At 45.2% G+C, this 22,708-nt stretch carries 21 protein-coding genes; 9 read left to right on the top strand and 12 right to left on the bottom strand.

What is annotated here, in order from left to right; all coding sequences use genetic code 11:
• Window positions 1-279 precede the first annotated feature (279 nt).
• The 7 genes from AB4274_RS05015 to AB4274_RS05045 all read right to left on the bottom strand — a co-directional run bounded on the left by AB4274_RS05015 (window position 280) and on the right by AB4274_RS05045 (window position 7,353).
• Window positions 280-783, bottom strand: coding sequence for a YgjV family protein (locus AB4274_RS05015; protein WP_081090456.1), 504 nt, complete (start codon window positions 781-783; stop codon window positions 280-282).
• A 129-nt stretch (window positions 784-912) separates the two neighbouring features.
• Window positions 913-1,539, bottom strand: coding sequence for a bifunctional 4-hydroxy-2-oxoglutarate aldolase/2-dehydro-3-deoxy-phosphogluconate aldolase (locus AB4274_RS05020; protein WP_017068137.1), 627 nt, complete (start codon window positions 1,537-1,539; stop codon window positions 913-915).
• A 9-nt stretch (window positions 1,540-1,548) separates the two neighbouring features.
• Entirely contained in the window at window positions 1,549-2,529 is a 981-nt protein-coding gene (locus AB4274_RS05025) for a sugar kinase (protein WP_136973851.1), read from the bottom strand.
• Between the two features lie 3 nt (window positions 2,530-2,532).
• Window positions 2,533-3,945 carry a glucuronate isomerase gene (gene uxaC / locus AB4274_RS05030; RefSeq protein WP_372111204.1) on the bottom strand — a complete coding sequence of 471 codons (1,413 nt, stop codon included), beginning with the start codon at window positions 3,943-3,945 and terminating at the stop codon, window positions 2,533-2,535.
• A gap of 12 nt (window positions 3,946-3,957) precedes the next feature.
• Window positions 3,958-5,421 carry a fructuronate reductase gene (locus AB4274_RS05035; protein WP_372111207.1) on the bottom strand — a complete coding sequence of 488 codons (1,464 nt, stop codon included), beginning with the start codon at window positions 5,419-5,421 and terminating at the stop codon, window positions 3,958-3,960.
• A gap of 96 nt (window positions 5,422-5,517) precedes the next feature.
• Window positions 5,518-6,825, bottom strand: coding sequence for a TRAP transporter large permease (locus tag AB4274_RS05040; protein ID WP_017068141.1), 1,308 nt, complete (start codon window positions 6,823-6,825; stop codon window positions 5,518-5,520).
• 15 nt (window positions 6,826-6,840) lie between these two features.
• Entirely contained in the window at window positions 6,841-7,353 is a 513-nt protein-coding gene (locus AB4274_RS05045) for a TRAP transporter small permease (RefSeq protein ID WP_017068142.1), read from the bottom strand.
• 299 nt (window positions 7,354-7,652) lie between these two features.
• Here AB4274_RS05045 and AB4274_RS05050 point away from each other — a divergent pair, with 299 nt between their 5' ends.
• From AB4274_RS05050 to uxuA, 3 genes are all read left to right on the top strand, one after another.
• Complete coding sequence (locus AB4274_RS05050; protein ID WP_029235323.1) at window positions 7,653-8,636, top strand: TRAP transporter substrate-binding protein; 984 nt, start codon at window positions 7,653-7,655, stop codon at window positions 8,634-8,636.
• Between the two features lie 107 nt (window positions 8,637-8,743).
• Complete coding sequence (locus tag AB4274_RS05055) at window positions 8,744-9,526, top strand: FCD domain-containing protein (RefSeq protein WP_017068144.1); 783 nt, start codon at window positions 8,744-8,746, stop codon at window positions 9,524-9,526.
• A gap of 207 nt (window positions 9,527-9,733) precedes the next feature.
• Window positions 9,734-10,921 (top strand): mannonate dehydratase, encoded by a 1,188-nt coding sequence (gene uxuA, locus AB4274_RS05060; protein ID WP_017068145.1) that lies wholly within the window; start codon window positions 9,734-9,736, stop codon window positions 10,919-10,921.
• A gap of 99 nt (window positions 10,922-11,020) precedes the next feature.
• Here the strand turns inward: uxuA and AB4274_RS05065 are convergent, their stop codons facing one another.
• Window positions 11,021-11,794 (bottom strand): helix-turn-helix domain-containing protein, encoded by a 774-nt coding sequence (locus AB4274_RS05065; protein ID WP_372111209.1) that lies wholly within the window; start codon window positions 11,792-11,794, stop codon window positions 11,021-11,023.
• Between the two features lie 97 nt (window positions 11,795-11,891).
• On the opposite strand from AB4274_RS05065, the gene AB4274_RS05070 reads away from it, so the two are divergent.
• From AB4274_RS05070 to AB4274_RS05085, 4 genes are all read left to right on the top strand, one after another.
• Window positions 11,892-13,025, top strand: coding sequence for a multidrug effflux MFS transporter (locus AB4274_RS05070; protein WP_372051054.1), 1,134 nt, complete (start codon window positions 11,892-11,894; stop codon window positions 13,023-13,025).
• 155 nt (window positions 13,026-13,180) lie between these two features.
• Complete coding sequence (locus AB4274_RS05075; protein ID WP_017065213.1) at window positions 13,181-13,699, top strand: TetR/AcrR family transcriptional regulator; 519 nt, start codon at window positions 13,181-13,183, stop codon at window positions 13,697-13,699.
• Window positions 13,696-14,751, top strand: a complete 1,056-nt coding sequence (locus tag AB4274_RS05080) for an alcohol dehydrogenase family protein (protein WP_372111211.1) — start codon at window positions 13,696-13,698, stop codon at window positions 14,749-14,751. Before AB4274_RS05075 ends, AB4274_RS05080 begins: the two co-directional genes overlap by 4 nt.
• Window positions 14,752-14,982: 231 nt before the next feature.
• A complete protein-coding gene (locus AB4274_RS05085) occupies window positions 14,983-16,077 on the top strand; it encodes an HDOD domain-containing protein (RefSeq protein ID WP_372111213.1) in 1,095 nt (364 codons plus the stop codon).
• Between the two features lie 96 nt (window positions 16,078-16,173).
• Here AB4274_RS05085 and AB4274_RS05090 read toward each other — a convergent pair whose 3' ends face one another.
• The 4 genes from AB4274_RS05090 to AB4274_RS05105 form a co-directional block, all read right to left on the bottom strand.
• Complete coding sequence (locus AB4274_RS05090; protein WP_372111215.1) at window positions 16,174-17,694, bottom strand: SgrR family transcriptional regulator; 1,521 nt, start codon at window positions 17,692-17,694, stop codon at window positions 16,174-16,176.
• A 10-nt stretch (window positions 17,695-17,704) separates the two neighbouring features.
• Window positions 17,705-18,715 (bottom strand): Gfo/Idh/MocA family protein, encoded by a 1,011-nt coding sequence (locus tag AB4274_RS05095; RefSeq protein WP_372111217.1) that lies wholly within the window; start codon window positions 18,713-18,715, stop codon window positions 17,705-17,707.
• 113 nt (window positions 18,716-18,828) lie between these two features.
• The gene (locus AB4274_RS05100; protein WP_372111220.1) at window positions 18,829-19,728 is read right to left on the bottom strand and encodes a homocysteine S-methyltransferase family protein; all 900 of its coding nucleotides are present in this window, start codon (window positions 19,726-19,728) and stop codon (window positions 18,829-18,831) included.
• Window positions 19,729-19,837: 109 nt separating this feature from the next.
• Window positions 19,838-20,794 carry an integron integrase gene (locus AB4274_RS05105; protein WP_372074150.1) on the bottom strand — a complete coding sequence of 319 codons (957 nt, stop codon included), beginning with the start codon at window positions 20,792-20,794 and terminating at the stop codon, window positions 19,838-19,840.
• 372 nt (window positions 20,795-21,166) lie between these two features.
• On the opposite strand from AB4274_RS05105, the gene AB4274_RS05110 reads away from it, so the two are divergent.
• Both AB4274_RS05110 and AB4274_RS05115 read left to right on the top strand, forming a co-directional pair.
• Window positions 21,167-21,472, top strand: a complete 306-nt coding sequence (locus AB4274_RS05110; RefSeq protein WP_372111223.1) for a hypothetical protein — start codon at window positions 21,167-21,169, stop codon at window positions 21,470-21,472.
• Between the two features lie 175 nt (window positions 21,473-21,647).
• Window positions 21,648-22,586, top strand: a complete 939-nt coding sequence (locus AB4274_RS05115) for a GTP pyrophosphokinase family protein (RefSeq protein WP_171350583.1) — start codon at window positions 21,648-21,650, stop codon at window positions 22,584-22,586.
• The last annotated feature ends 122 nt before the right edge of the window (window positions 22,587-22,708 follow it).

Genomic DNA, 22,708 nt, shown 5'->3' on the forward strand with positions numbered 1-22,708 from the left:
GCTTAAGGTTCTGTCTATGATTGTTAGTATAATAATAAGTACATGACCAATTTTAATAATTAACGGGTTATTGGTTAACCAAAATAAATCAAACTAAAGATTTGGATCACCATATAAATTTAATTGGTGATTTAATTCAATTTAGTATTGGAAATATATTGACGAAGTTTAAATAACGTAAACTTAACTAGATTTAATTTTTTGATATCCAATTAATCCCCCATTTAATTAGTGATGTATTACTTCCATATTTTAAATTTAGAATAAAAAATATATTGCCTATTTTATAGTTAACAATCTGCGTTGATGTAAACGATAGATAGTGACCATGTTGGTGACAATAAAGGTGATTTCGACAAAGGACCCGCCAATCGAACCAATCCAAATGTTATGGCTAGCCCAACAGAAAGAATTGAATAAGATCAAGGACCTCAATGCGATGCCTTGTCTTGAAAAGAGTGCCCATGTCGCAACGGATGAACCAACAACCGTAATAAATTCAAAGAAATGATTCATGTTGGGTAAAGTCATGCACCACATCAAGCCAATAAAGAACCACATCACTTTGCGCGATTGAGTTTTTATCGATACATAGCTGCGAATAGCATTAATAATTACGCCTATAGCCGCCACTATGGCGCCCATTAATATGAAATGGATACTCATTACAAAACAAAAGATCATCATCTGGTAGCGAAAACGCATATCATCTTTTTGCCAAAAGGCCATTACACCGATACAAAAAGCCAGGCCGCCAACTCCTTGTGTTATCCAGTTTCCCATATTTAGCCTTTATTTTTAAGATGCTATCGAGCACGATTAAATATTAACTTTGAAAGAATAATGCTCAACCATAAAATAACCCTCCAAAAGGAGGGCTAGATATAACGTCAAAATGCTATTGCACTAGGTTTAATTGACTAACTTAACGGCTTCACGAGTTAAATGAGCCAGCTCTTCCCAATTGCCTTCTTCAATCAGCTTCTTATCCACCATCCAAGTACCGCCACATGCGAGCACGCGAGGTATCGCTAGGTAGTCTTTAATGTTGTTTGGGTTGATACCACCGGTCGGCATGATTTCAATATCCGTGTAAGGCGCAAGAAGTGACTTAACCATGTTGATGCCACCTGATGCTTCAGCAGGGAAGAACTTCAATGTGGTTAAGCCCATTTCTAGAGCGGCTTCTACTGTACTCGGGTTGTTGACTCCAGGAATGATATCAATACCAATCTCTTGGCAGGCTCTTACCGTGTTTGGGTTAAAGCCAGGAGAGACGACAAACGTTGCGCCTGCCTCTTTAGCCGCAATAGCTTGCTCACGATTGAGCACAGTGCCTGCGCCGATCAACATATCTGGTTGTGATTCACGAAGTAGACGAATAGCTTCAACTGCAGCTTCCGAACGGAATGTAATTTCTGCTGCAGGTAAACCATTTTCAGCTAACACTTTACCCAGAGGGATGATGTCTTCAGCGTTGTCGATAGCGATCACAGGGATAACTTTCAGTGTTTTCAGTTGTTGTTTGATGTTAGACATTGGTATTCCTTAAATGGCTGTGATGGCCGCTTGAGTGAGTTCTTTTGCAATAATGGCACCACGATGTTGGATAACGACGCCTGCCATGGTATTGCCGCGCTGGCATGACTTTGTTAAGTCTTCGCCCGCAAGGTAAGCCGATAAAAATCCGCCGTTGAATGAGTCTCCTGCCGAGGTCGTATCAACGACATGATCAACAGGCAGGGTTGGCACCGCTAGTGGAGCCGAAGCGGCACCAGAATCTGGGTGTATGGTGGCATCTTGAATGAGACAGCCATCTGCACCCAGTTTGACGATGCATCGCTTAACACCCAGCGTCGTTAGACGTTCGATAGTTTGTTCTGGAGAGCTATCGCCCCAAATTAATTGTTCATCATCGAATGTGACCAACGCTAAATCCGTCAATGTATACATGGCCTGGTAGCTGTTTTTGACGGTTTGGTTTTCGTCTTGTGGCCAAAGTGCAGGGCGGAAGTTACTGTCGAAGGCAATCTCAACACCTTGTGCCTTCAACTCAACCAAGATGTTCAATAGCTCGATACGATCTTGTTCAGGCAGAATCGCTAATGTGATCCCGCTGAGAAAGACCATATCGACATTGCGCAGTGCCTGCTTTATCTGATTGAAATCTGGGTGCTGTAGCAGGTAGCGTGCAGCCGACTGGTTTCTCCAGTACAGAAAGGTACGTTCACCTGCGTCATCAAGCTGAATTAGGTATAGACCCGGAGTACGTTGGCTGTCTTGTAGAACAAGGTCCGTCGACACCCCCTCTTGTTGCCAGCGTTCTAACATTCCCTTGCTAATCGGGTCTGCGCCCAAAGCCGTGACGTAGGACACTTTTATGTCATCTTGATTGAGGTTGGCCTCGCAGCCGCGGCTTAGATAGACCGCAGCATTGAGTGTGTCTCCGCCAAACGTTTGATGCATTGAGCCGAACGGTTTGCCGTTAAGCTCGATCATGCACTCACCAATAATGGCGATATGTTTCATGGGTTACGCCCTCTCTTCGAAGTAGCGTTTTGCGTTACCAAAGCAGATGTCTTCGACCATAGGGCCAAGCAGTGACATGTCGTTTGGTACCTCGCCGTTTTCAGCCCAACGACCAAGCATGTCACACAGAATTCGGCGGAAGTATTCGTGGCGTGTGTACGACAAGAAGCTGCGAGAGTCAGTCAGCATGCCGACAAACTGGCTAAGCAGACCAAGTTGAGATAACTGTTCCATTTGGCGTTGCATGCCGTCTTTCTGATCGTTGAACCACCAACCAGAACCAAACTGAACTTTGCCCGCGATGCCGCCACCTTGGAAGTTACCAATCATGGTTGCCATCATCTCGTTATCGCGAGGGTTTAAGCAGTAAAGGATGGTGCGAGGTAACTCGTTGCTTTGATCCATCTCGTCTAACAGGTGAGCCAATTCGAAGGCAAACGTCTTATCGCTAATCGAATCAAACCCTGCATCTGCGCCTAACAGCTGGAACATACGCGTGTTGTTATTGCGCTGAGCACCAATGTGAAGCTGCATTACCCAACCCATTGCGGCGTAGCGCTTGCCTAACCACACCTGAACCGCTGTTGAAAACTGCGCACATTCTAGATCGGTGAGCGTTTCGCCATTGAGGCGTCGAGTTAACAGGGCATCCAAATCCGATTCTGATGGAATAGGTGCGTAGCGAACCACTTCAATACCGTGGTCAGCCGCACGACAGCCATGGGCATTAAAGTGGACTAAACGCTTGTCTAGCGCACTCAACAGATCATCAAATCGACGGATCTCGATATCGGCTACTTGACCAAGTTGGCGCAGGTAATCGACAAAGGTGTCGAGTTCGATTTTGAAGGCTTTATCTGGGCGCCAGCTTGGTAACACTTGTACATCAAATGAATTGTCTTGAGCGATCGCCTTATGGTGTTCAAGAGAATCAATTGGATCGTCTGTCGTACCAGCCATCACCACATTCATCTGCTTCATGATGCCGCGAGCACTAAATTCTGGTGTCGCTAATAGCTCGTTGCCTTCGTGCCAAATTTGGTCTGCGGTTTCTGGACCAAAGAGAGTGCCAGTAATACCAAATGGGCGGCGTAGTTCTAAATGAGTCCAATGGTAAAGTGGGTTGCCCAAGGTTTGAGGGACGGTTCTAGCCCAGGCCATGAACTTATCATAATCGCTTGCGCCTCCAGTAATCAGACGCTCATCAATCCCTGCTGAACGCATACCACGCCATTTGTAGTGGTCACCTTCAAGCCAAATCTTAGACATGTTTTCGAACTGATGATCTTGAGCCACTTCTGCCGGGTTTAGATGGCAGTGATAGTCATAAATCGGCTGGTGGCTTGCGTGTTCATGGTACAAACGACGTGCAGTCTCATTCGACAGTAAAAAGTCTTCACATAAGAAATTCTTCATTGTTTGTACTCCTTATAACGCAGCCACGGTCGCAACGGCACCGTGTTCAATTAATGATTGGTACGCTGAACTTACCGCATCAATGACCTGCGGGTCTTGGCCTAGCTCGGTAGGGAAAATCGCTTCAACCGCAAGTAATGCTGGAACCACAGAAACATTGAGTCCATGCTGGTCGCAGATCTGGCGAAGTGTGTCTGCCATTGGATCGCGGACATCAATCTCATTGCCTTGCTCATCAACGCCAGATACATAGCGCATCCAGCCAGCGATGGCGGTTGCAAGCCACGAGAAATCTGAGCCTTGATCTAAATGGAATCGTAAGCTGCCACCCATACGTTGAGGGATCTTCTGGCTGCCATCCATCGCAATCTGCCACGTCTTGTGCTTCAAGCTTGGGTTAGTGAAGCGGTTGATCAGCAAGGTTGCGTAACCTTCTAAATCAGTCCCTTCAGGCATCGTTAACGAAGGTGCCTGTGATTTCATCATCATGTCAAAAGCGGCTTTTCGGTAGCCAGCATCCGTCATAGTGTCGGAAATATGGTCGTAGCCACCAAGGTATCCAAGGTAAGCAAGGAAAGAGTGACTGCCATTGAGCATACGCAGTTTCATCTCTTCGTAAGGCACCACATCTTCTACGAACTCTGCGCCAGCGACATTCCAATCTGGACGACCTGCCACAAAGTTATCTTCAATCACCCATTGGCGGAAGGGTTCACAGGCGATGCCACATGGGTCTTCACAACCAAGCAGTTCTGCAATTTCTGTCAGTGTTTCTTCTGTTGCTGCGGGTACGATACGGTCAACCATGGTGCATGGGAAGGTGACATTGGTTTCAATCCAATCACGTAATTCTGGGTCAAGCAGTTGAGCAAACTCAATGATCGCTGCTTTTGCTACATGACCGTTCTCTTGCACGTTATCGCAAGACATGACCGTGAATGGTGTTAAGCCACGTTCACGTCGAATTTTGAGCGCTTGCACAATGTAACCTAATGCTGATTTAGGTTCGCTTGGGTTAGCTAGGTCAGCGATGACTAATGGGTTATTTTTGTCGAGTTTTCCTGTCGCTGGGTCTGCGCAGTAGCCTTTCTCTGTGATGGTCATAGAAACGATAGCCACTTGAGGTTCGGCCATTTTTTCTAATACGGTTTCGATGCCGTCTAGGCTTGGGTGAAGAGATTCGGCCACTGAGCCGATCACTTTAACGTCTGTGGATTCAGCGCCTTTTTCAGCAACCGTGTAAAGGTGATCTTGCGTGCGAAGTGATTCAATTAAGTCTTCGCCTCCGAATAGGTTAATTTCGCAAATACCCCAATCAGTGCTGGTCTTGCTGAGCATTTCATTGGTGAACAACGCTTGATGCGCTCGGTGAAATGCACCGAAGCCAAGGTGCACGATACGGCTTTGGAGTGCTGAACGGTCGTAGTCAGGTCGTAGTACAGTGTTTGGCAGCGTAGAGTTAGCAACAGTCTTCATTATTCAGTTCCTTTTCCCGCCAGCGAACCAGCGGGATTTTATTATTTGATAAAGCGTTTGAGTGTTTAGCAGTCTTAGAATCTATCTGTGACCAAATTACGAACCGTAGCCCAGTACCAATTCAGGTAGGAACAAGCTCAGCTCAGGGATAAAAGTAACGGCCATTAGGGCTGCAATAAGTGCGGCATAGAATGGCAATAAAGGCTTGATGACTTTGTCGATGGCAATGTTGGCAACCGAACAACCGATGAACAGAGCACTACCTACTGGCGGTGTACAGATACCGATAGCAAGGTTGAAGGTCATCATGATGCCGAAGTGCACAGGGTCGATGCCTAGGTCTAGCGCGATTGGTAAGAAGATTGGTGTGAAGATAAGAACCGCAGGGGTCATATCCATAAAGATGCCAACAATCAACAGAATCACGTTGATAATCAGTAGGATCATTAGTGGGTCTTCGGAAACCGCGAGTAGAGCATCGGCAATCATGTAAGGTACATCGGCGTTCGCCATTGCCCAAGACATGCCCATTGATGCGCCAACCAGTAATAGAACGATAGATGTTGTTACTGCAGACTCAAGGATGATCTTTGGAATATCACCCCATTTCACTTCGCGGTAGACAAGCACAGCTAAAACAAACGTGTATACCACAGCAATTGCGGAAGCCTCAGTCGCAGTAAAGATACCGCCAATGATGCCGCCCATGATGATGCCGATCAGTGCTAAAGAAGGTGCTGCTTTTAGGAAGGTATTCCATACCATTGATGTGGAAGGACGAGCTGCGACTGGGTAGCCACGACGTTTCGCGATAATACCTGCCACCATCATGATGCTCAGCCCCATCAATAGGCCTGGGATGTAGCCTGCTAAGAACAATGCTGCAATAGAGGTACCACCAGAAACTAATGAGAACACGATCAGCGTGTTGCTGGGTGGGATAAGCAAGCCCGCAGGACATGACGTAATATTTACCGCAGCCGAGTAGTTTTCGTCATATCCATCTTTCTTTTGCAGAGGAGACATAGTGCCACCAACTGCAGCAGCCGATGCAACCGCTGAGCCTGAGATAGACCCAAACATCATGTTTGCCATCACGTTTACGTGGGCGAGTGAACCTGGTAGACGACCACCCAACACTTTCGCGAAGTTGATCAAACGCAGCGCGATGCCGCCTTGGTTCATGATGTTGCCCGCCAAAATGAAGAACGGAATTGCTAATAGTGCAAAGTTATCAAGGCCTGCCGCCATACGTTGAGCAACTACAGCAATTGCAGGCTCAAGCGGTAAGCTCATTAAGATGGTTGCTAGTGACGATAAACCAATCGCAAAAGAGACCGGTACACCGATTGTAAGCAGTACAGCGAAACTACCGAATAATGTCAGTATTACTTGCCATTCCATTGTGAAATCCTTCTATCAATCAAGTTGTGAGTCGGTGATCAAATCGTCACCTGACATTAATTGTTTAACGCGTTCGTAGGTAAATACGACTGAGTAAAAAATCATCAAAGCGCCACTAACCGGTAAGCAGAAGTAGATGTAGCCCATTTCTAAACCTAGAGCGGGAGTCAGTTGTCCCATCGCAAGTGTTTTAGCTGCAAGTTGGCTGCCACCGTGTACCAGAACGATATAAGAGAAAGAAGCGATGGCTATTTGGATAATGATTTCGTTGATTAATTTACGTTTGCCAGTCAGCTTCATCGTAAGTAGGTCGATGGCAAGGTGGCGTTTCAGACCTGTTGTGTAAGCAGCACCAATCAGGGCTACCCACATAAAGAGGTAACGAGCGAGCTCGTCGGTAACAGTACTTGGTTTGCCAATAACATAGCGGGATAGAACCTGCCATATCACGCATAGCACCAAGAAAGACGATAGAGACACTGTAAAGGCGGCCAACCCTCTATTTATGTAACTGACCAATTTATTCATGTTTATTTCCTTTCAACAAAATTGCGTATCTCATAACAATTGGTTTACCAATGTAAGAAATTGTTTCTATGTAGGGATGGGATGTTCAAAAATCTGGCTGAATCATAAGCTATTCATTTTTTGGTTGGCGTGAGCAACTTCACAAATGATTTTGGTTGACCAATTTATGGGTTTTTATTGTGACTTTGGTCAATCAATTTTAATTTCAGCTTTGACGGTTCCTTTTTTGAGCCCCAATATGAGCCCATAACAAAAAACACCCTACATTTTGGATAACCAATCCACGGAGAATAAGAATGATGATGACGCGTAAAACTTTGATTAGTGCGGTTGTCGGTGCTGCTTTGACTTTTGGAGCAACAGCTTCTGCTTATGCAGCGACAACATTGAAACTGAGCCATAACCACCCTCGTGACCATGCAGTACATGAAGCGATGACGTTTATGGCGAAAGAAGTACGTGAATTGACTGATGGTGAGGTGCGTATTCGTATTTACCCTGATGCTCAATTGGGTACACAGCGTGAATCTATGGAGCTGATGCAGAACGGCGCTTTAGATATGGTGAAAAGTAATGCTGCTGAGCTAGAAGCTTTTTCTCCTGCTTATTCATCATTCAACATGCCTTACTTATTCCGCGATCAAGCGCACTACTACAGTGTGACTGATGGTGAAGTAGGCCGTGACATTCTTAACTCTTCTCGTGATAGCGGCTTTATTGGTGTGACTTACTACGACGCTGGTGCGCGTAGCTTCTATACCAATAAGCCAATTAACACACCAGAAGATCTGAAAGGTTTGAAAGTTCGTGTTCAACCAAGCCCATCAGCAATTGCGATGGTGAAAGCGTTAGGCGGTAACCCAACGCCACTAGCTTACGGTGAGTTGTACACAGCACTGCAGCAAGGTGTCGTAGATGCGGCTGAAAATAACATTCCTTCTTTCAGCTTGAGCCGTCACAGTGAAGTGTCTAAATACTTCAGCTTAGATGAGCACACGATGGTTCCGGATGTGTTGGTTATCTCAACCAAAGCATACGATAAACTGACTGCAGAACAACAAGATGCGCTAATGAAGGCGGCAAGTGATTCATCTGAATTGATGAAAAAATTGTGGGCTGAATCGGAAGCAAAAGAGCGTGCTAAAGCCGAGAAAATGGGCGTTACTTTTGTGGAACCAGACAAGGCTGCGTTCGCACTAGCGGTTCAACCTATGTACGACGCGCTAGATAAAGCGGACCCAGAATTGAGCGCATTGATTGACCGTATTCAGGCTGTTGAATAACGAGCAAATATAGAAAAAAGAGTAATACAAAAACAAGGTGTTACTGCATTTTAAGATATAGAGGTTGACCAATTATATTTGGTCATTATGATGGCGAGAGAAATACAATGGAAAGAAGTGACAATATCATCATGATGCCTTTCGAGCCGAAAAGACCTTATCAGGAGATAGGGTTAGTACTAAGAAAAGAACTGATTGAAGGCCTGTATAAGGTCGGAGATAGGTTACCTCCAGAACGCGATATTGCTGATCGTCTAGATGTAAGCCGCACTGTAGTGCGTGAAGCGATCATCATGCTAGAGCTTGAAAACTTAGTTGAGGTAAAAAAAGGGTCAGGTGTTTATGTCCTGAACATTCCTACTCATTCTCGCGAGAATGTGGTCAGCGATGACGCTGGTCCATTCGAGATGCTGCAGGCCCGCCAATTACTGGAAAGTAATATCGCGGAGTTTGCGGCAACTCAGGTCACTCCGGGCGACATCATTAAGATGCGCTCTGCACTCGAACTCGAGCGCGAAGAGCTTGCAAGCGGCACTACCGATTGCAGCGGAGATGAAAGATTTCACATGTGTATTGCAGAGGCAACTCAAAACTCTGTGCTGGTAGATATGTTGAAACAATCCTGGGATCGACGCGAAAAGAGTCCAATGTGGAATAAACTCCACTCTCACATCAGTGGTCAAGATTACCGTGAAGAATGGTTAGATGATCACGCTCGTATCCTCGCCGCCTTACAGCGCAAAGACCCTGTCGCTGCTAAGAACGCAATGTGGCAACACCTTGAGAATGTTAAACAGCGTTTGTTAGCGCTGTCAGACATTGATGACCCAAACTTTGATGGTTACTTATTTAGCTCCAACCCAGTGGTGCTGCTTAGCTCAGAAAGCTAGTTCTGAAGCTAATGTTGAATTCAGCGACAAGGCTCCTCTTGAAAGCTGATTCATTCAATAGGTTGTAGATAGGTAATCGTCTTTAGACCGGCGTAGACCGGTGCTATCTCGGGCAGTAATTGTCATTGCTGCCATTAAGAAGTCGTTATTGCATTTAGCTTGATTAATTCGAGCCGGCTAAGTGCGTCTTAAAGAAAGGTAAGTCTCATGGAACAAACGTGGCGTTGGTACGGCCCTAATGATCAAGTCTCGCTAGACGATATTCGTCAAGCGGGCGCAACTGGTATTGTGAATGCACTGCATCATATTCCAAATGGTGAAGTTTGGACAAAAGAAGAAATCCTCAAGCGTAAAGCCATTATCGAAGAGAAAGGTTTAACGTGGTCGGTTGTAGAAAGCGTGCCTGTGCACGAAGAGATCAAAACTCAAACTGGCAACTACCAGCAGTGGATTGATAACTATAAGCAAACTCTGTCTAACCTTGCTGAGTGTGGCATCGATACGGTTTGTTATAATTTCATGCCAGTGTTGGACTGGACGCGTACCGATTTAGAATTTGAAATGCCTGATGGCTCGCGCGCACTGCGTTTTGACCAAATCGCGTTTGCGGCATTTGAGCTGCATATCTTGAAACGTCCAGGTGCAGAATCGGACTATTCAGAATCAGAGCAAGCTCAAGCGTTGGATTACTTCAACAACATGACGCCAGAGCAAATTCAGCAACTGACTAATAACATCATCGCTGGCCTGCCAGGCGCTGAAGAAGGTTACACACTAGAAGCGTTTCAAGCACAGCTAGATCGCTATGCGGGAATCGACAAAGACAAGCTACGTGAGCACATGTCTTACTTCCTCGCTGAGCTGATGCCTATCTGTGATGCGAATGGCTTGAAGATGGCGGTTCACCCAGACGATCCACCGCGTCCGATTCTAGGCTTGCCTCGCATCGTTTCAACGATCGAAGACATTGATTGGTTGACCGAGCATGTACCGAGCAAAATGAATGGCTTGACGATGTGTACGGGTTCATACGGTGTTCGTGGCGACAATGATCTGGTTAATATGATCAAAAAGCACGGTGACCGAATTTACTTTACGCACCTGCGTTCAACTAAGCGTGAAGAGAGCAACCCAATGACATTCCACGAAGCAGCGCACCTCGATGGTGATGTGGACATGTACAACGTTGTGATGGCTATTTTGGATGAAGAAAATCGTCGTGCAGAAGTGGGCGATCACCGCTTAATTCCAATGCGTCCGGATCACGGTCATCAAATGCTGGATGACCTTAAGAAAACCACTAACCCAGGTTATTCGGCGATTGGTCGATTGAAAGGCTTAGCTGAAGTTCGTGGTTTAGAGATGGCATTGAAACGCGCTTTCTATACCAAGTAACGACGGCATCTAGCTTTAAAATACTTTTAAAAACCAGAACTCATGTTCTGGTTTTTTGTATCTGAGCTCAGTAAAACTTCAGAGTTTGGATAACAACAATCACGCCCCTAACTTGGTAAAGGCCAACGGGGTTTGTCCAGTTTGCTGTTTGAAAAAAGCGATAAACGCACTGTTAGATGAGAACTCTAGCAAATGTGCCACATCACCGACTTGTCGGTTTTCTGAGAGCAGTTCAATCGCTTTAAACAAGCGCCATTGCTGTCGCCACTCTTGGTAAGTCATGCCTGTTTCGGCTTTGAATAATCGAGTAATCGTTTTGGTGCTTGCGCCAACCGAGTTCGCTAATGTCGAGAGGGCTGGGGCAAGAAAGGAATCGGTTCGGACTTGTTTGCAAAAGCTTTTAAAGCGGCGATCTGTCGGTAGTGGCAAGATAAACGAGTGTTGGTTAGCACTGTAAAACTCTTCCCAGAATAGGTTGGCGGTATTGGTGGTTTGCTCGCGGGCAACGTCCCAATCCCAGAAAGCCATCTTATTGATCAGGGCTTTTAAAAGCTCATTCACTTCCACAATTTCAATCGCTTCTGGGCAGGTGTAAATACTGCTATCAAAATAGAGCGACCGATAAGCAACCACATTGGTCATCTGCGCGCGATGTTTGGTATAAGGCGGGATCCACACGGCTTTAGTCGGCGGCAAAATGCAAATGGCGTTTTTTAAGGTCAAGGTGATGCAACCCTGCGGAGCATACAGCAACTGTCCTTTTACGTGGTGATGTATTCCTGAGTCATGCTGACCTAGCTCTGCCGCAATCCCTATTACGGGCGCAGGTAAGCTGTCTGCATCAAACTCAATGGTTTCGCTGATTAATGCCATTTGTCCCAATCTTGTTGTTTTTGGTTTTAATGTTGTTAACGAGCCAAGGTTAGTTTCCCCTAGACTCCTCGTCAAGTTCACTGGTCTTGGAAAAATGATGAAAACAAAACCTTCTTTATGGCAAATGGTGCTATTGCTGATGTTCCCTCAAATCGCAGAAACCATCTATAGCCCGACTCTGGATTCAATATCGAAATCCTTTGATGTGAGTTACGCACAAGCGGCGCAAACCCTCTCGATCTACTTCTCAGCGTTTGCGCTCGGTGTTGTGGTATGGGGCATATTGGCAGACAAATGGGGGCGCCGACCAACCATGTTACTGGGCATGGGGTTATTCGCCTGTTCAGCACTTATTGCTATGCAAACCGACAGCTTTACGTGGTTGATGATAGCCAGAGCCATGGGTGCTTTCGGGCTTGCGGTTGGCTCGGTTGTGACACAAACCATGTTGCGCGATGCCTTTAGCGGCGCGGAACTGGCCAAGGTGTTTGGTTACATGGGGATGGGGCTGTCGATTAGTCCAATCATCGGGCTGCTTCTTGGCGGTCAACTAAGCCAAGCGGGCGGGCATCAATATGTGTTTATTGCCTTGTTTATTATGGTGTTAGCGTTGTTGGCACATAGCCTATGGTCATTGCCTGAAACGCAACAATCTAAGCAGCCATTGCAGTTAAAGTCACTCAGTATTCACATGATCAAAGATAGCGATATATGGATGTCTGCGTTGCTGGTTGCGTCGTTCAATATTGCACTGTTTTCCTATTATCAATTGGGTTCATTTGCCTTCATTCAACTTGGATTTAGCGTTGAGCAGTTTGGCTACAGCGGCATTGTGCTTGGGTTCGGGACTCTGTTGGGAAGCTTGGTGAACAAGACATTGTTGAAGAGACAAGTGTCTTCAATGTCTCTGATTGGTATCGCAGCAGGGCTTCAAACATTAGGTGCGGTGGGTGTCTATTTTTCACAACACACGATCTGGTTCTTGCTTCCAATGATGTTGGTGGTTATGGCGTTTGGTATTGCGATCCCTAATGTATTGAGCCGAGCGTTGGTACGTTACCAATCTCAAGCAGGAAGTGCAGGCGCACTGTTTGGTTTGATGTATTACACCTTGATCGGCTCAGGGCTCGCTTTAGCGGGAATGCTCCAAGATCTAGGTGTAGTGTTGGTACTTTGTGGCGCGTTATCTGTTCTGGTGACGATACGCAGTCGACTCCAGCTTAAACGCTAAGTCTCTCATCTGTATTGATAAATTCCGTGTCCTGTTTGGCGCGGAATTTATCATTTCTTGGTTTGTAAATTTGGATATTGACAGGGGTAGAGTGATCGTTCTACCCTGTAAGTAGAACAATCATTCTACCCTTTGTCGGGTATTGAGAGAGCACTATGTTGAGAGAACAGATTGCAGCAAGCTTAGAGGTGGCATTTAGCCAGCAAGGTTTTGCTGAGCCGAGCGTTGCACAGCTGAAAACGGCGTGCGATGTAAGCCTAAGAACCTTGTATAAACACTTCCCTTCAAAAGAAGCGATGATCGTTGGTGCCTTGGAGTATCGACATCAACGTTACCTAGATTTCTTGTTGGAAACGTCGCCTGAAAAGGGGCTCGCATCGGTTACTCATATCTTCAACAAGCTTCAACAATGGTTAGAAGAATATGCGCCGCACGGGTGTATGTCGATGAATGCGATGGCCGCGTTTCCCGATAATGAGCTTATCAGCCAAGCGGTTACACAGCATAAAGAACAAGTTCGTTTGCTTATAGGCAATCAGAGCCTTCGAGAGGATCTCGCGACACCACTGTTTTTACTTCATGAAGGCGTATCAAGCGCGTGGCCAGTCTTAGGCGAAGAAGCAGTGGCATCAGCACAGAATATGGTGACAAAATTACTCGAGGAAACACGATGAAATTCGAACTACCGAAAACAATGAAAGGCGTAGAGATGCTAGGGCACGGCGGGGCAGAAATGCTTGGCTACCGTGAAGACATTGCTGTTCCAAAAATTGAGCCTAATGAAGTGCTGATCAAAGTCATGGCAGCAGGCGTGAACAACACCGACATCAACACACGAATCGGTTGGTATGCGAAAAGTGATGATTCAGACGATGCCAGTTGGTCGGGTGAAGCGTTGAAATTCCCTCGCATCCAAGGTGCCGATGTGTGCGGTTTTATTGTAGCTGTTGGTAACGAAGTTTCGGCTGACCGTATTGGTGAGCGTGTTCTGATTGAGCCTTGTTTGACCGAGGTTTATGGACAAGATCTACCACAACCATGGTATTTCGGATCTGAGTGCGATGGTGGTTTTGCTGAATACACCAAAGTAGCAGCTAAGCATGCTTACGCGGTGAACAGTTCTATGTCGGATGTTGAGCTAGCGTCTTTCCCATGCTCTTACTCGACCGCAGAAAACATGCTGACTCGCTCGAATGTGGCTGAGGGTGATCGCGTGCTTATCTCAGGTGCATCGGGCGGTGTGGGCTCTGCGGCTATTCAACTAGCAAAAGCTCGTGGCGCGTATGTTATTGCCATCACTAGCCCAAGCAAGAACCAACAGTTACTTGAACTTGGCGCAGATGAAGTGATTGCCCGTGATGCAGATTTGGTTAACGCGCTAGGCGAAAGCAGCGTGAATGTGGTTATCGATTTAGTCGCCGGTGATAAGTGGCCGGAATTCCTTGAAGTGCTGAAACCACATGGTCGCTATGCTGTGTCTGGTGCGATTGGTGGTGCAATGGTTGAGCTTGATGTGCGAACTTTGTATCTCAAAGACCTCAGCTTTTTTGGTTGCACGGTTTTAGAACCGCAAGTATTCCAAAACTTGGTTAATCGTATCGAGAAACAGCAGATTGGCGCCATCGTTGCAGAGTCTTATCCGCTAGCCGATATCCATAAAGCGCAAGATGAGTTCTTAAAGAAAAAGCATGTTGGTAAGATCGTGTTGGAAGTGGCAGAACGCTAGTTTTAGTCAGCTTCACGGTTTAGATTGATGGAAGAGTGAGCAAGCTTTATTTGCTCGCTCTTTTTGTTCCTGGTGAATACCGAGGAGCTGAGCAAATTGTTGGGTAACAGATCCTATACAGCTGAAAGGTTAATGATTCATTTATCACTGTATGGTTTATGAGTTGCCTGTGCGATAATCACCGCCGTTATATATCCCGAACTGTTTGATAATCATCTAGGAGCCGTATTGATGTTTAAAAGGGTATTGCAGGCACTATTCTCACCTTTTGTTTATTCAAAAAACAAACCCTCTGCAGAGCCTGCCCAACAAGAGCAACAACAAACCGTTGCTACTGATTCTGTTCAGTCTTCAATCTTTGTTCCGCCGTCGTCCACTCAGCCATCATCATTAATTGTCGATAAAACGATAAGCCTACACGACGGTGAGTTTCTTGATTATCTGTTCGGAGAGTCTCGCCTGCGAACCGAATCTGACCCGTTTAGCGATTTTGTCGCTTGCCAAGTCGAGCGTTTGATACGCTCCCCTAAAGTGTTACTCAATGAATTGCCAGTGATGCCAGCCTCTGTAACCACGTTAATGGCAGAATTACAGAGTGATGAGTTTGATGTCGATGCACTGTTAAGAGTGATTGAACGTGAGCCGAGCATGGCGGCTGATGTGATCAAGTTAGCAAATAGCGCCTTTTACAAACGCAATGAAAAACAGGTTACTGACTTAAAAACTGCTTTCCTCAATATGGGTTCACAAGGGCTAATTGAAGGCGTGGTTAATTCTTACATGAAGAACTTCACGCCGGGGAACAATATTTATTGGCGTCACTTCGGTGAGAAAATTTGGAATCACAGTGTTCAAACCGCGTCGTTTTCTAAGGAGTTGATGAAAGACTCTTCACCTCAAGAAGATCAAGCAGCGGCATACTTTGTTGGGTTAATTCGCAACTTAGGCAAGATGATCATTTTCCAGATGATGGTAGAAGCCTTCAAGCATGTTGATCCTTCTGTTCCACCTAACTCGTTAGCGTTGAAGCGCCTGATGAACAGCTACTCTATTCGCCTGACTTACACCATAGCTAAGTTCTGGGAGTTGCCAGAATCTGTGCTGACGGTGATTGGTTACCAAGAGTCGAGCCGATATGAATGCACGCCACTTGGTCAAGCTGTGTTTGAAGCTAACTACTTGAGTGAGTTGTTTTATTTACTAGAAGAACAAACGATTGAAGTCGAGCAGTTTAAGCGCAGATGCAAAGAGACCCTAACTTTGCCTGCGGCATACAACGTGGCTAACCGTATCTATAAAGAGTCTGAATTATCGCTAGTGAGCTAACCCTTAGCCTATTCGACCTACGCTGTGACTGAACATAATGATTGGTTGCAGCTTGGTTGGGCTAGGTTGTGAAATACATTCAGCTACGAAATACGCTTACAAATGGCTAATCCACAGCTTGTCGAGTTCGCACCAACCGAAACCATTTACTTGTGCGCCGTGTATTTTTTCAGAAACCTCTAAGTTGAACGCCTCTTGCTTGAGCTCAACCACAACTCCAGATTCATGCAACCAATGCCGAAGCACCAACAGTGCATTCATTGCTAACTCAAAGTTGGGCTGGTTTGTTATTGAGGCTAAGCCTTGTTCGATTGTCTCTAGCATCTCAGAAGGTAAAGTTAATTCCTCAAACGGGAAGCGAGTGAAAAAGCTTAACCACGAAGTGAAGGTGTCGTTCTCATCAATAATACTGCACAGCGCGACGTCTTTGGTAGTTAGGTAGTGAGTTAGGTAGTGCCCATATTCCACGCTGGTTTTGTGGTCGCCAGACACTGACAACTGATCGAAAAGGGCTTGGCATTCAGAGGTGTCTTCAACGGTGAACTCACGAACGGTTGAAGACAACATCGGGCTTTGAATCTTAAAGAAGGTTGAGCCGAAATCCGGTTGGGAAGAATGGTCATCGCCACGCACGCTGGTCGTTTTCTCGGGCAGTTTCACGCACACCTGATTTTGAGCGCAGGCTTTGCTCTGTGCCCATTCAGGATAGACCCACAACTCGACTCGATTCAGAATCGGCGTGCTGTGTGAATAGGCGCTATTGCGGCTCAATCTCAACATCTTGCTTGAGAAGATGTCTAATGAGAACGCGCCAGATCCAATCAGCCTATCAGTCGGTGATGAGTGATCGAATACGGAGGCTTCAGCCCTAGCAAGTAGGCGCGGTAAATGCCAATCAGGTTGATTCAACTTTACGACAACCACATTGCCTGCCGAGACAGAGACCTCATCAATATGCTGATAACAGCGATGCCATATTTTGCTTTGGCAGAGAGAGTTAAGGTTGCGTGCTATGTCTTGAGGTTCGAGTGTTCGACCGTTATGAAAGTGAACACCATTGCGAATCTGAAAGTGCCACTGTGTCGCATCTTGATTAGGCTGCCAATGATAAGCCAGATCGCCGCTGAGTTTGCCGTGCTTAACGGAGGTTAGGCGTTGGCAAACTTGCATAACTAAGAAACGTTCGGTGCGTCTAAGCACGCGTTGAGGGTGAAGCGCTTCGAGTTCTCGGTGAAACGGGATGTACGCGATATTCTGCGTCGACGGATTGGTATTGCTTAGAAAGGCTTGCAACTCAGTGCCAGCATTGCGGCCGTTGAAGCTCAAGGTGCTAAACACCTGTTCTATGTTGCCTGCGTCAGCTTGGGTTTGTGCGTATTGGTAACACGCCTCAATGGGTTCAACCAGACACGTGAGTTGTGCCTTCTTGCTGCGGCCTGAGCTAGCTTGCCACTCAATCCAGCCTTGTGCTGTCATCGCTTTGAGTAAGGTCTGAACGTGACGTTCACTCACGTGCAGCAGTGTGGCCAGTTGGTTGACCTGACAGTGTGATACTCTAGGCCCAAAAGCCTGAAATATCTTTTCATACAGTTCAAGCTTACGCTTAAGGTTGCCCAATTTGCTTTTCCTAACGACGAGGTTGAGTTAAATGTGAATAGCCAGAATCAATCAGTGCGTTTTCCATCGTATCGAGAACTCGAGAGGTTATCTCTGAGCTCAGGATATTCGATTCAGTTTTGCCTTGAAGCACCAAATCTGAAAAATGGTCGATTTCAAATTCGAACCCATTCCCCGTCACTCGGCAGTTGATGGTCGATTTTTGCCCTTGATGTTCAATCTCAATAAAGGCCGGATTCCACCATTTTTCGTGAATGGTGATTTTGGTATCAGGCCCAGTCAAGTGTGCCGTTCGGGGAAGGTTCTGCACTGTTGATGCCGATATCTTACCGTTTATATCGCCAGAGAATGTAAAGCACGCATCGGTATCGACATTCGCGCCCTCATACAGACACGACATCTCTACCTGAGGTTTTGAAGGTTTCACACCCAGCGTTCGACACAAATCGTAGAAGAACCAAAGCCCATAGACCCCAACATCGAGCGTTGCTCCGCCTGACAAATCCGGATTGAAGATAAACAAATCGGGCTCATAGTCATGATGGTTACCAAAGCTGGCTTCGATTGAATCTATCTGAATGTTGTTATCGACCAAGAATGATTGGAGCTCACGATATGCGGGAAACACCACGGTTTTCATTGCTTCTAACAGCATCACGCCATTTTGCTTCGCGAGAGCTTTCATCTCAAGCCAGTCACCAAGGTTGGTAAAAGCCGGCTTCTCGACCAATACGTGCTTGTTATTCTTCAGAAACAGTTCAGCAAGTGGCTGGTGGTATGGGTGAACCGTAGCGATGTAAACCGCTTCGACACTTGGGTCATTCGCCATCTCTTCGTAAGAACCATAAGCCTTGTCGCAAGCAAACTTGTTGGCGAACGTGGCTGCGCGTGAGTGATCTCTGGCGGCAACCGCATCAAGCTCACCATGCAGAGAGTGCTCTGTGACTGCGGTTGCGAATCGATTGGCGATATTGCCTAGCCCTGCGATGCCCCATTTAATTTTTCGTTGCGTGTCGCTCATCAGTTTCTCCAAATCGTTGTTTTGTATCAGTGTACTCAGAGACGCCACATACAAATAGAGAACAGATTTCTCAACCTGTTCTCTATTTATTTTATTCTAGTTGAAGCTCAGGATTAGCTCTGTATTGAGTGTTTCCAATCGGCTAGGGCTTTAATGTGTTTTGGCCCGATGCCACAACAGCCACCGATAATATTCGCGCCCAGTGCATGCCAGCGTTTAGCGTAAGTTAAGTAACCTTGGCCATCCAGCTCACGCATCTCCTGAAACATATCATTCGCTTCATGTTCGTTGCTGATAGGCGCAAAATTGTTGGCATAGACACCAACTTCTAAATCACTGCCTAGCTCATCGATCACTTTCTTGGCATCGATAATGGCTTGATCCATCACTTCAGGCACTGAACAGTTAAACATAATGCCTGTCGTGTTTGATTGGCAGGCAAGTTTGATGGCGTCTGTTACGCTCTCGCCAGAACGAATATTGGCAGAATCGCCCTTGGTATCTTCCAAACTGAATGCGTAGTAACACGGCTTATCTGACTGCTTAAGAACCGCATGAATGGATTCGAACTCTTGCAGGCTGCAGATGGTTTCCGCTATCCAAAGATCGATGTTTGGATCCTGGGCATCGTAAAGCGTTTGAATGATTGGCGCCGCCTCTTCTACCTTAAATAAGTCTGGTCGGTAGCTGCCAAATGGCGGTGGAATCGCGCCCGCCACTTTTACGGTGTGAGAAGCATTGTTAGCAACTGCTTTAGCCAGCTCACCAGACAGTGCGGCTAGTTCAAAACCTCGTTGTTCGAACAGCTCTGCACCCAAGTGAAAAGGCACACACGCGTAGCTATTGGTGATTAGGATTTCAGCACCTGCATCGACAAAGTTTTGATGCGCTTGGCTAACAAATTCGGGTGCTTCAATCAGCGCTTGAGCACTCCAAAGCGGTTGAGAAAATGGCGCGCCAATTTCTTTGAGTTCTCGGCCCATGCCGCCATCAAGTATGGTTAGTGTTTTCATATTTAATACTATCTAAAACAGTTGCTGAAGTTCTGCCGTCACCATATCAGACAACCTTGTCAGACAGAAGCCATCAAGCCAAGGTTCAACTATCGATGAGGGAGTTTCGTTATAAGCCGTCTAGCGGGCTAGTCGTGCCACTAAAGTGTTGCCCAATAACGTGAGTGTAAATCTGAGTTGTCTTAACATCACTGTGCCCCAGTAGCTCTTGAACCGTTCTGATATCGGAGCCTGACTTTAGAAGTTGCGTAGCAAAACTGTGCCTGAAAGTATGACAACTAATTCGCTTGTGGCGCAATTTATTAGAGTTAGTCGCCTTCTTCAGCGTTTTTCGGAGTACCGAATCATGTAGGTGGTGTCGGCATACGATCCCCGACTCAGAGTGTTGAGTGACGGATTTTGATGGGAATAGGTACATCCAAGCAAGTTGTCGATAGGCACTAGGGTATTTTTTACCTAATCGGTGAGGTAAAGATGGCCCAAACCCATTCAAGTTATCTTTAGCGAGCAGAACTGCAACTTGTGAAATTTTGTCTTGTATAGCTTCAGTGAGTGAAAAACTTAAAATTGTCACTCGGTCTCTATTTCCTTTCCCATTGTGAACAGTGAGAGACCCTTGTTTTAGATCTATATCTTGTACTCGAAGCCTCAGGCATTCCGATACTCTCAAACCTGAACCATACAACAAGCGAAAAAACAGTTGATATTTAGGATCTATTTCATTGATCACCGAGATAGCTTCCGCATGATTGAGTACGCTAGGAATTTTTCGAGACCGAGTCGCATAGCTAAACCCTAAGTCTCCTAGAGGTTGCTTAATAAATTGATTGTATAAATAGGCTAGAGCATTGAGAGCTACCTTTTGAGTATTGATGGCTACTTTTTGTTGATTAGCTAAATGAGAAAGAAAGGAGACAACTTCAGCGGCATGCATCTGTTCAGGGTGTTTAAGCTTATGAAAATGAATGAAGTATTTTATCCAGTAACAGTAGGCTTTGATTGTCTTGCGACTATAGCCTCGCATCGTCATATGTTCGCAAATTGCCTGCATGAATTGACTCGCCATATATTCCCCTCACAAAATCTGTACATACAGACAGTTTATTGCTTGTTGAATAATTAATGACTTAAAAAAGAGTGGTTTTTAACTCTGATTGAGCACGAATTTAACGAGAGGCTTATTTTAAATTATTGATTATACTGCAGATTTATGGGTGGTTAAGAATGAGGCCGAGCGTTACATAGTCGGCAATATGTGCTTGCACGTTTTCACACTTATTGTTTAGACCCACTTTTATATTAAATGCATAGCATTCAGTTGGTTATGAGTGACCTTTTTGATATGTTAAGCGGATGGATTCGTGCTTGCACAATATTAAAATGTTATATGCAATTTAGATTTGTGTCCTACTTAACTATTCATAAAGGGTTTAATTTTATGGAACAACTGAAACATTTAGATACTGAAACATTTTCAGATATTGATCAAGTTTATGATAAATCGCTACTTTGCCTGTCAATAAAGCAAGCAAAGATTTACCATAAGTATTGGAATATTTATGAAAAAAAAATTAAAGAAAATAATCCTGAAAATAAATTTCCACCAGGCTTTTTGCCAGCAGTAGGTCATCTCAGCCAAGTTATTGGTAATACTCCTTTGTATAAAGGAGCGCTATTTAATTTAATAATGGGTATCTTTACTGGTCTATTAGTTGCGTATATTGGGCATAGAATTGGTTGGTAGTAGGTTTTATCGAATTCTAGGGTTATGTTTTTACTAATGTAATATTGCATATAACAAGCAATTTAAACGGAACATAAACAGTTCGTTATTTTTGCAAAAACAAAGGGCGCAAAAATGTCGCCCAATTTCTGTCCGCTTAATGTGGGCGTTATATTTTTAATCAGAGTTTACGAAGATGAACATAGAATTTAGAGAGGCTAAGCCAAAATATATGCGCTTAGCAGAAGAAACATCAGTGGCTTTAAAGCGCTTTTTGTTAGAGCGTGAAATATCATCTTTCGATATTGAACATAGAGTGAAAGATGAAAAATCTTTTCAAGATAAGGTCGTGAGAAAAGGCTATCAGAATCCATTTGAGGAAATTGAAGACATAGCTGGTGTAAGAGTAATTTGTTATTACAAGAATGACTTAAAATCCATTCACGACATTATCCAAGAGAACTTTGATGTGTTGTCTGTGTCGAACAAGGCTGATGAGTTAGACGTTGACCAGTTTGGTTATACATCTAATCATTATGTAGTAACGATTAAACAAGAGTGGCTTGTTACTCCACATTATAAAGGCTTGGATGGTTTAAAGGTCGAAATTCAGGTCAGGACAATGCTTATGCATGCATGGGCGGCTATTAGCCATAAGTTACTATACAAAAAGCAAGATGACGTCCCTAATGAGTTTAAACGCAAGTTAAATCGTCTCAGTGCTTTGATTGAGTTGGCAGACGAACAATTTGACGATATACAGCTGATGAAAAATGATTACCAACAGAATGTTCAAATATCTCAAGTGGTTGAAATTAATGCGGACAGCTTTATAGCAATCGCAAAGCAGTACTTTCCTGAACGTGATTATAAAGAGGATGACGTACCATCATTTTTAAGTGAGTTGCGTGAATACGTAAGTGACTTAAACGATTTGGAGAGTAGAATCCAACGGTGTATGCCAATTCTAGAAGAAATGGAGCGAGAAGAACAACCAAGTAAAGAGTATCCGGTGTGGGGGCTTGTAGGGATAAGTCGAACCGTTCTAGATTTGACATCCGAAGAATATTTCGTCAAAAGAAACTTGCCACCAGAAATTGCTTATATTACTGAAAAATACCGAAAAAAAATATAACAAAGCATTTAAGAGTGATTCGCAACGCTTGGCAGTTTCGCTTCGCTCAAGTATAGCCAAGCGCCGCTCACACCTTAATGCGGCTACATGGATTCCCCCGGGTGTCAAACATCCGCTAAACT

This window comes from Vibrio sp. 10N.261.55.A10, assembly GCF_041470825.1.
GTDB lineage: Bacteria > Pseudomonadota > Gammaproteobacteria > Enterobacterales > Vibrionaceae > Vibrio > Vibrio crassostreae_C.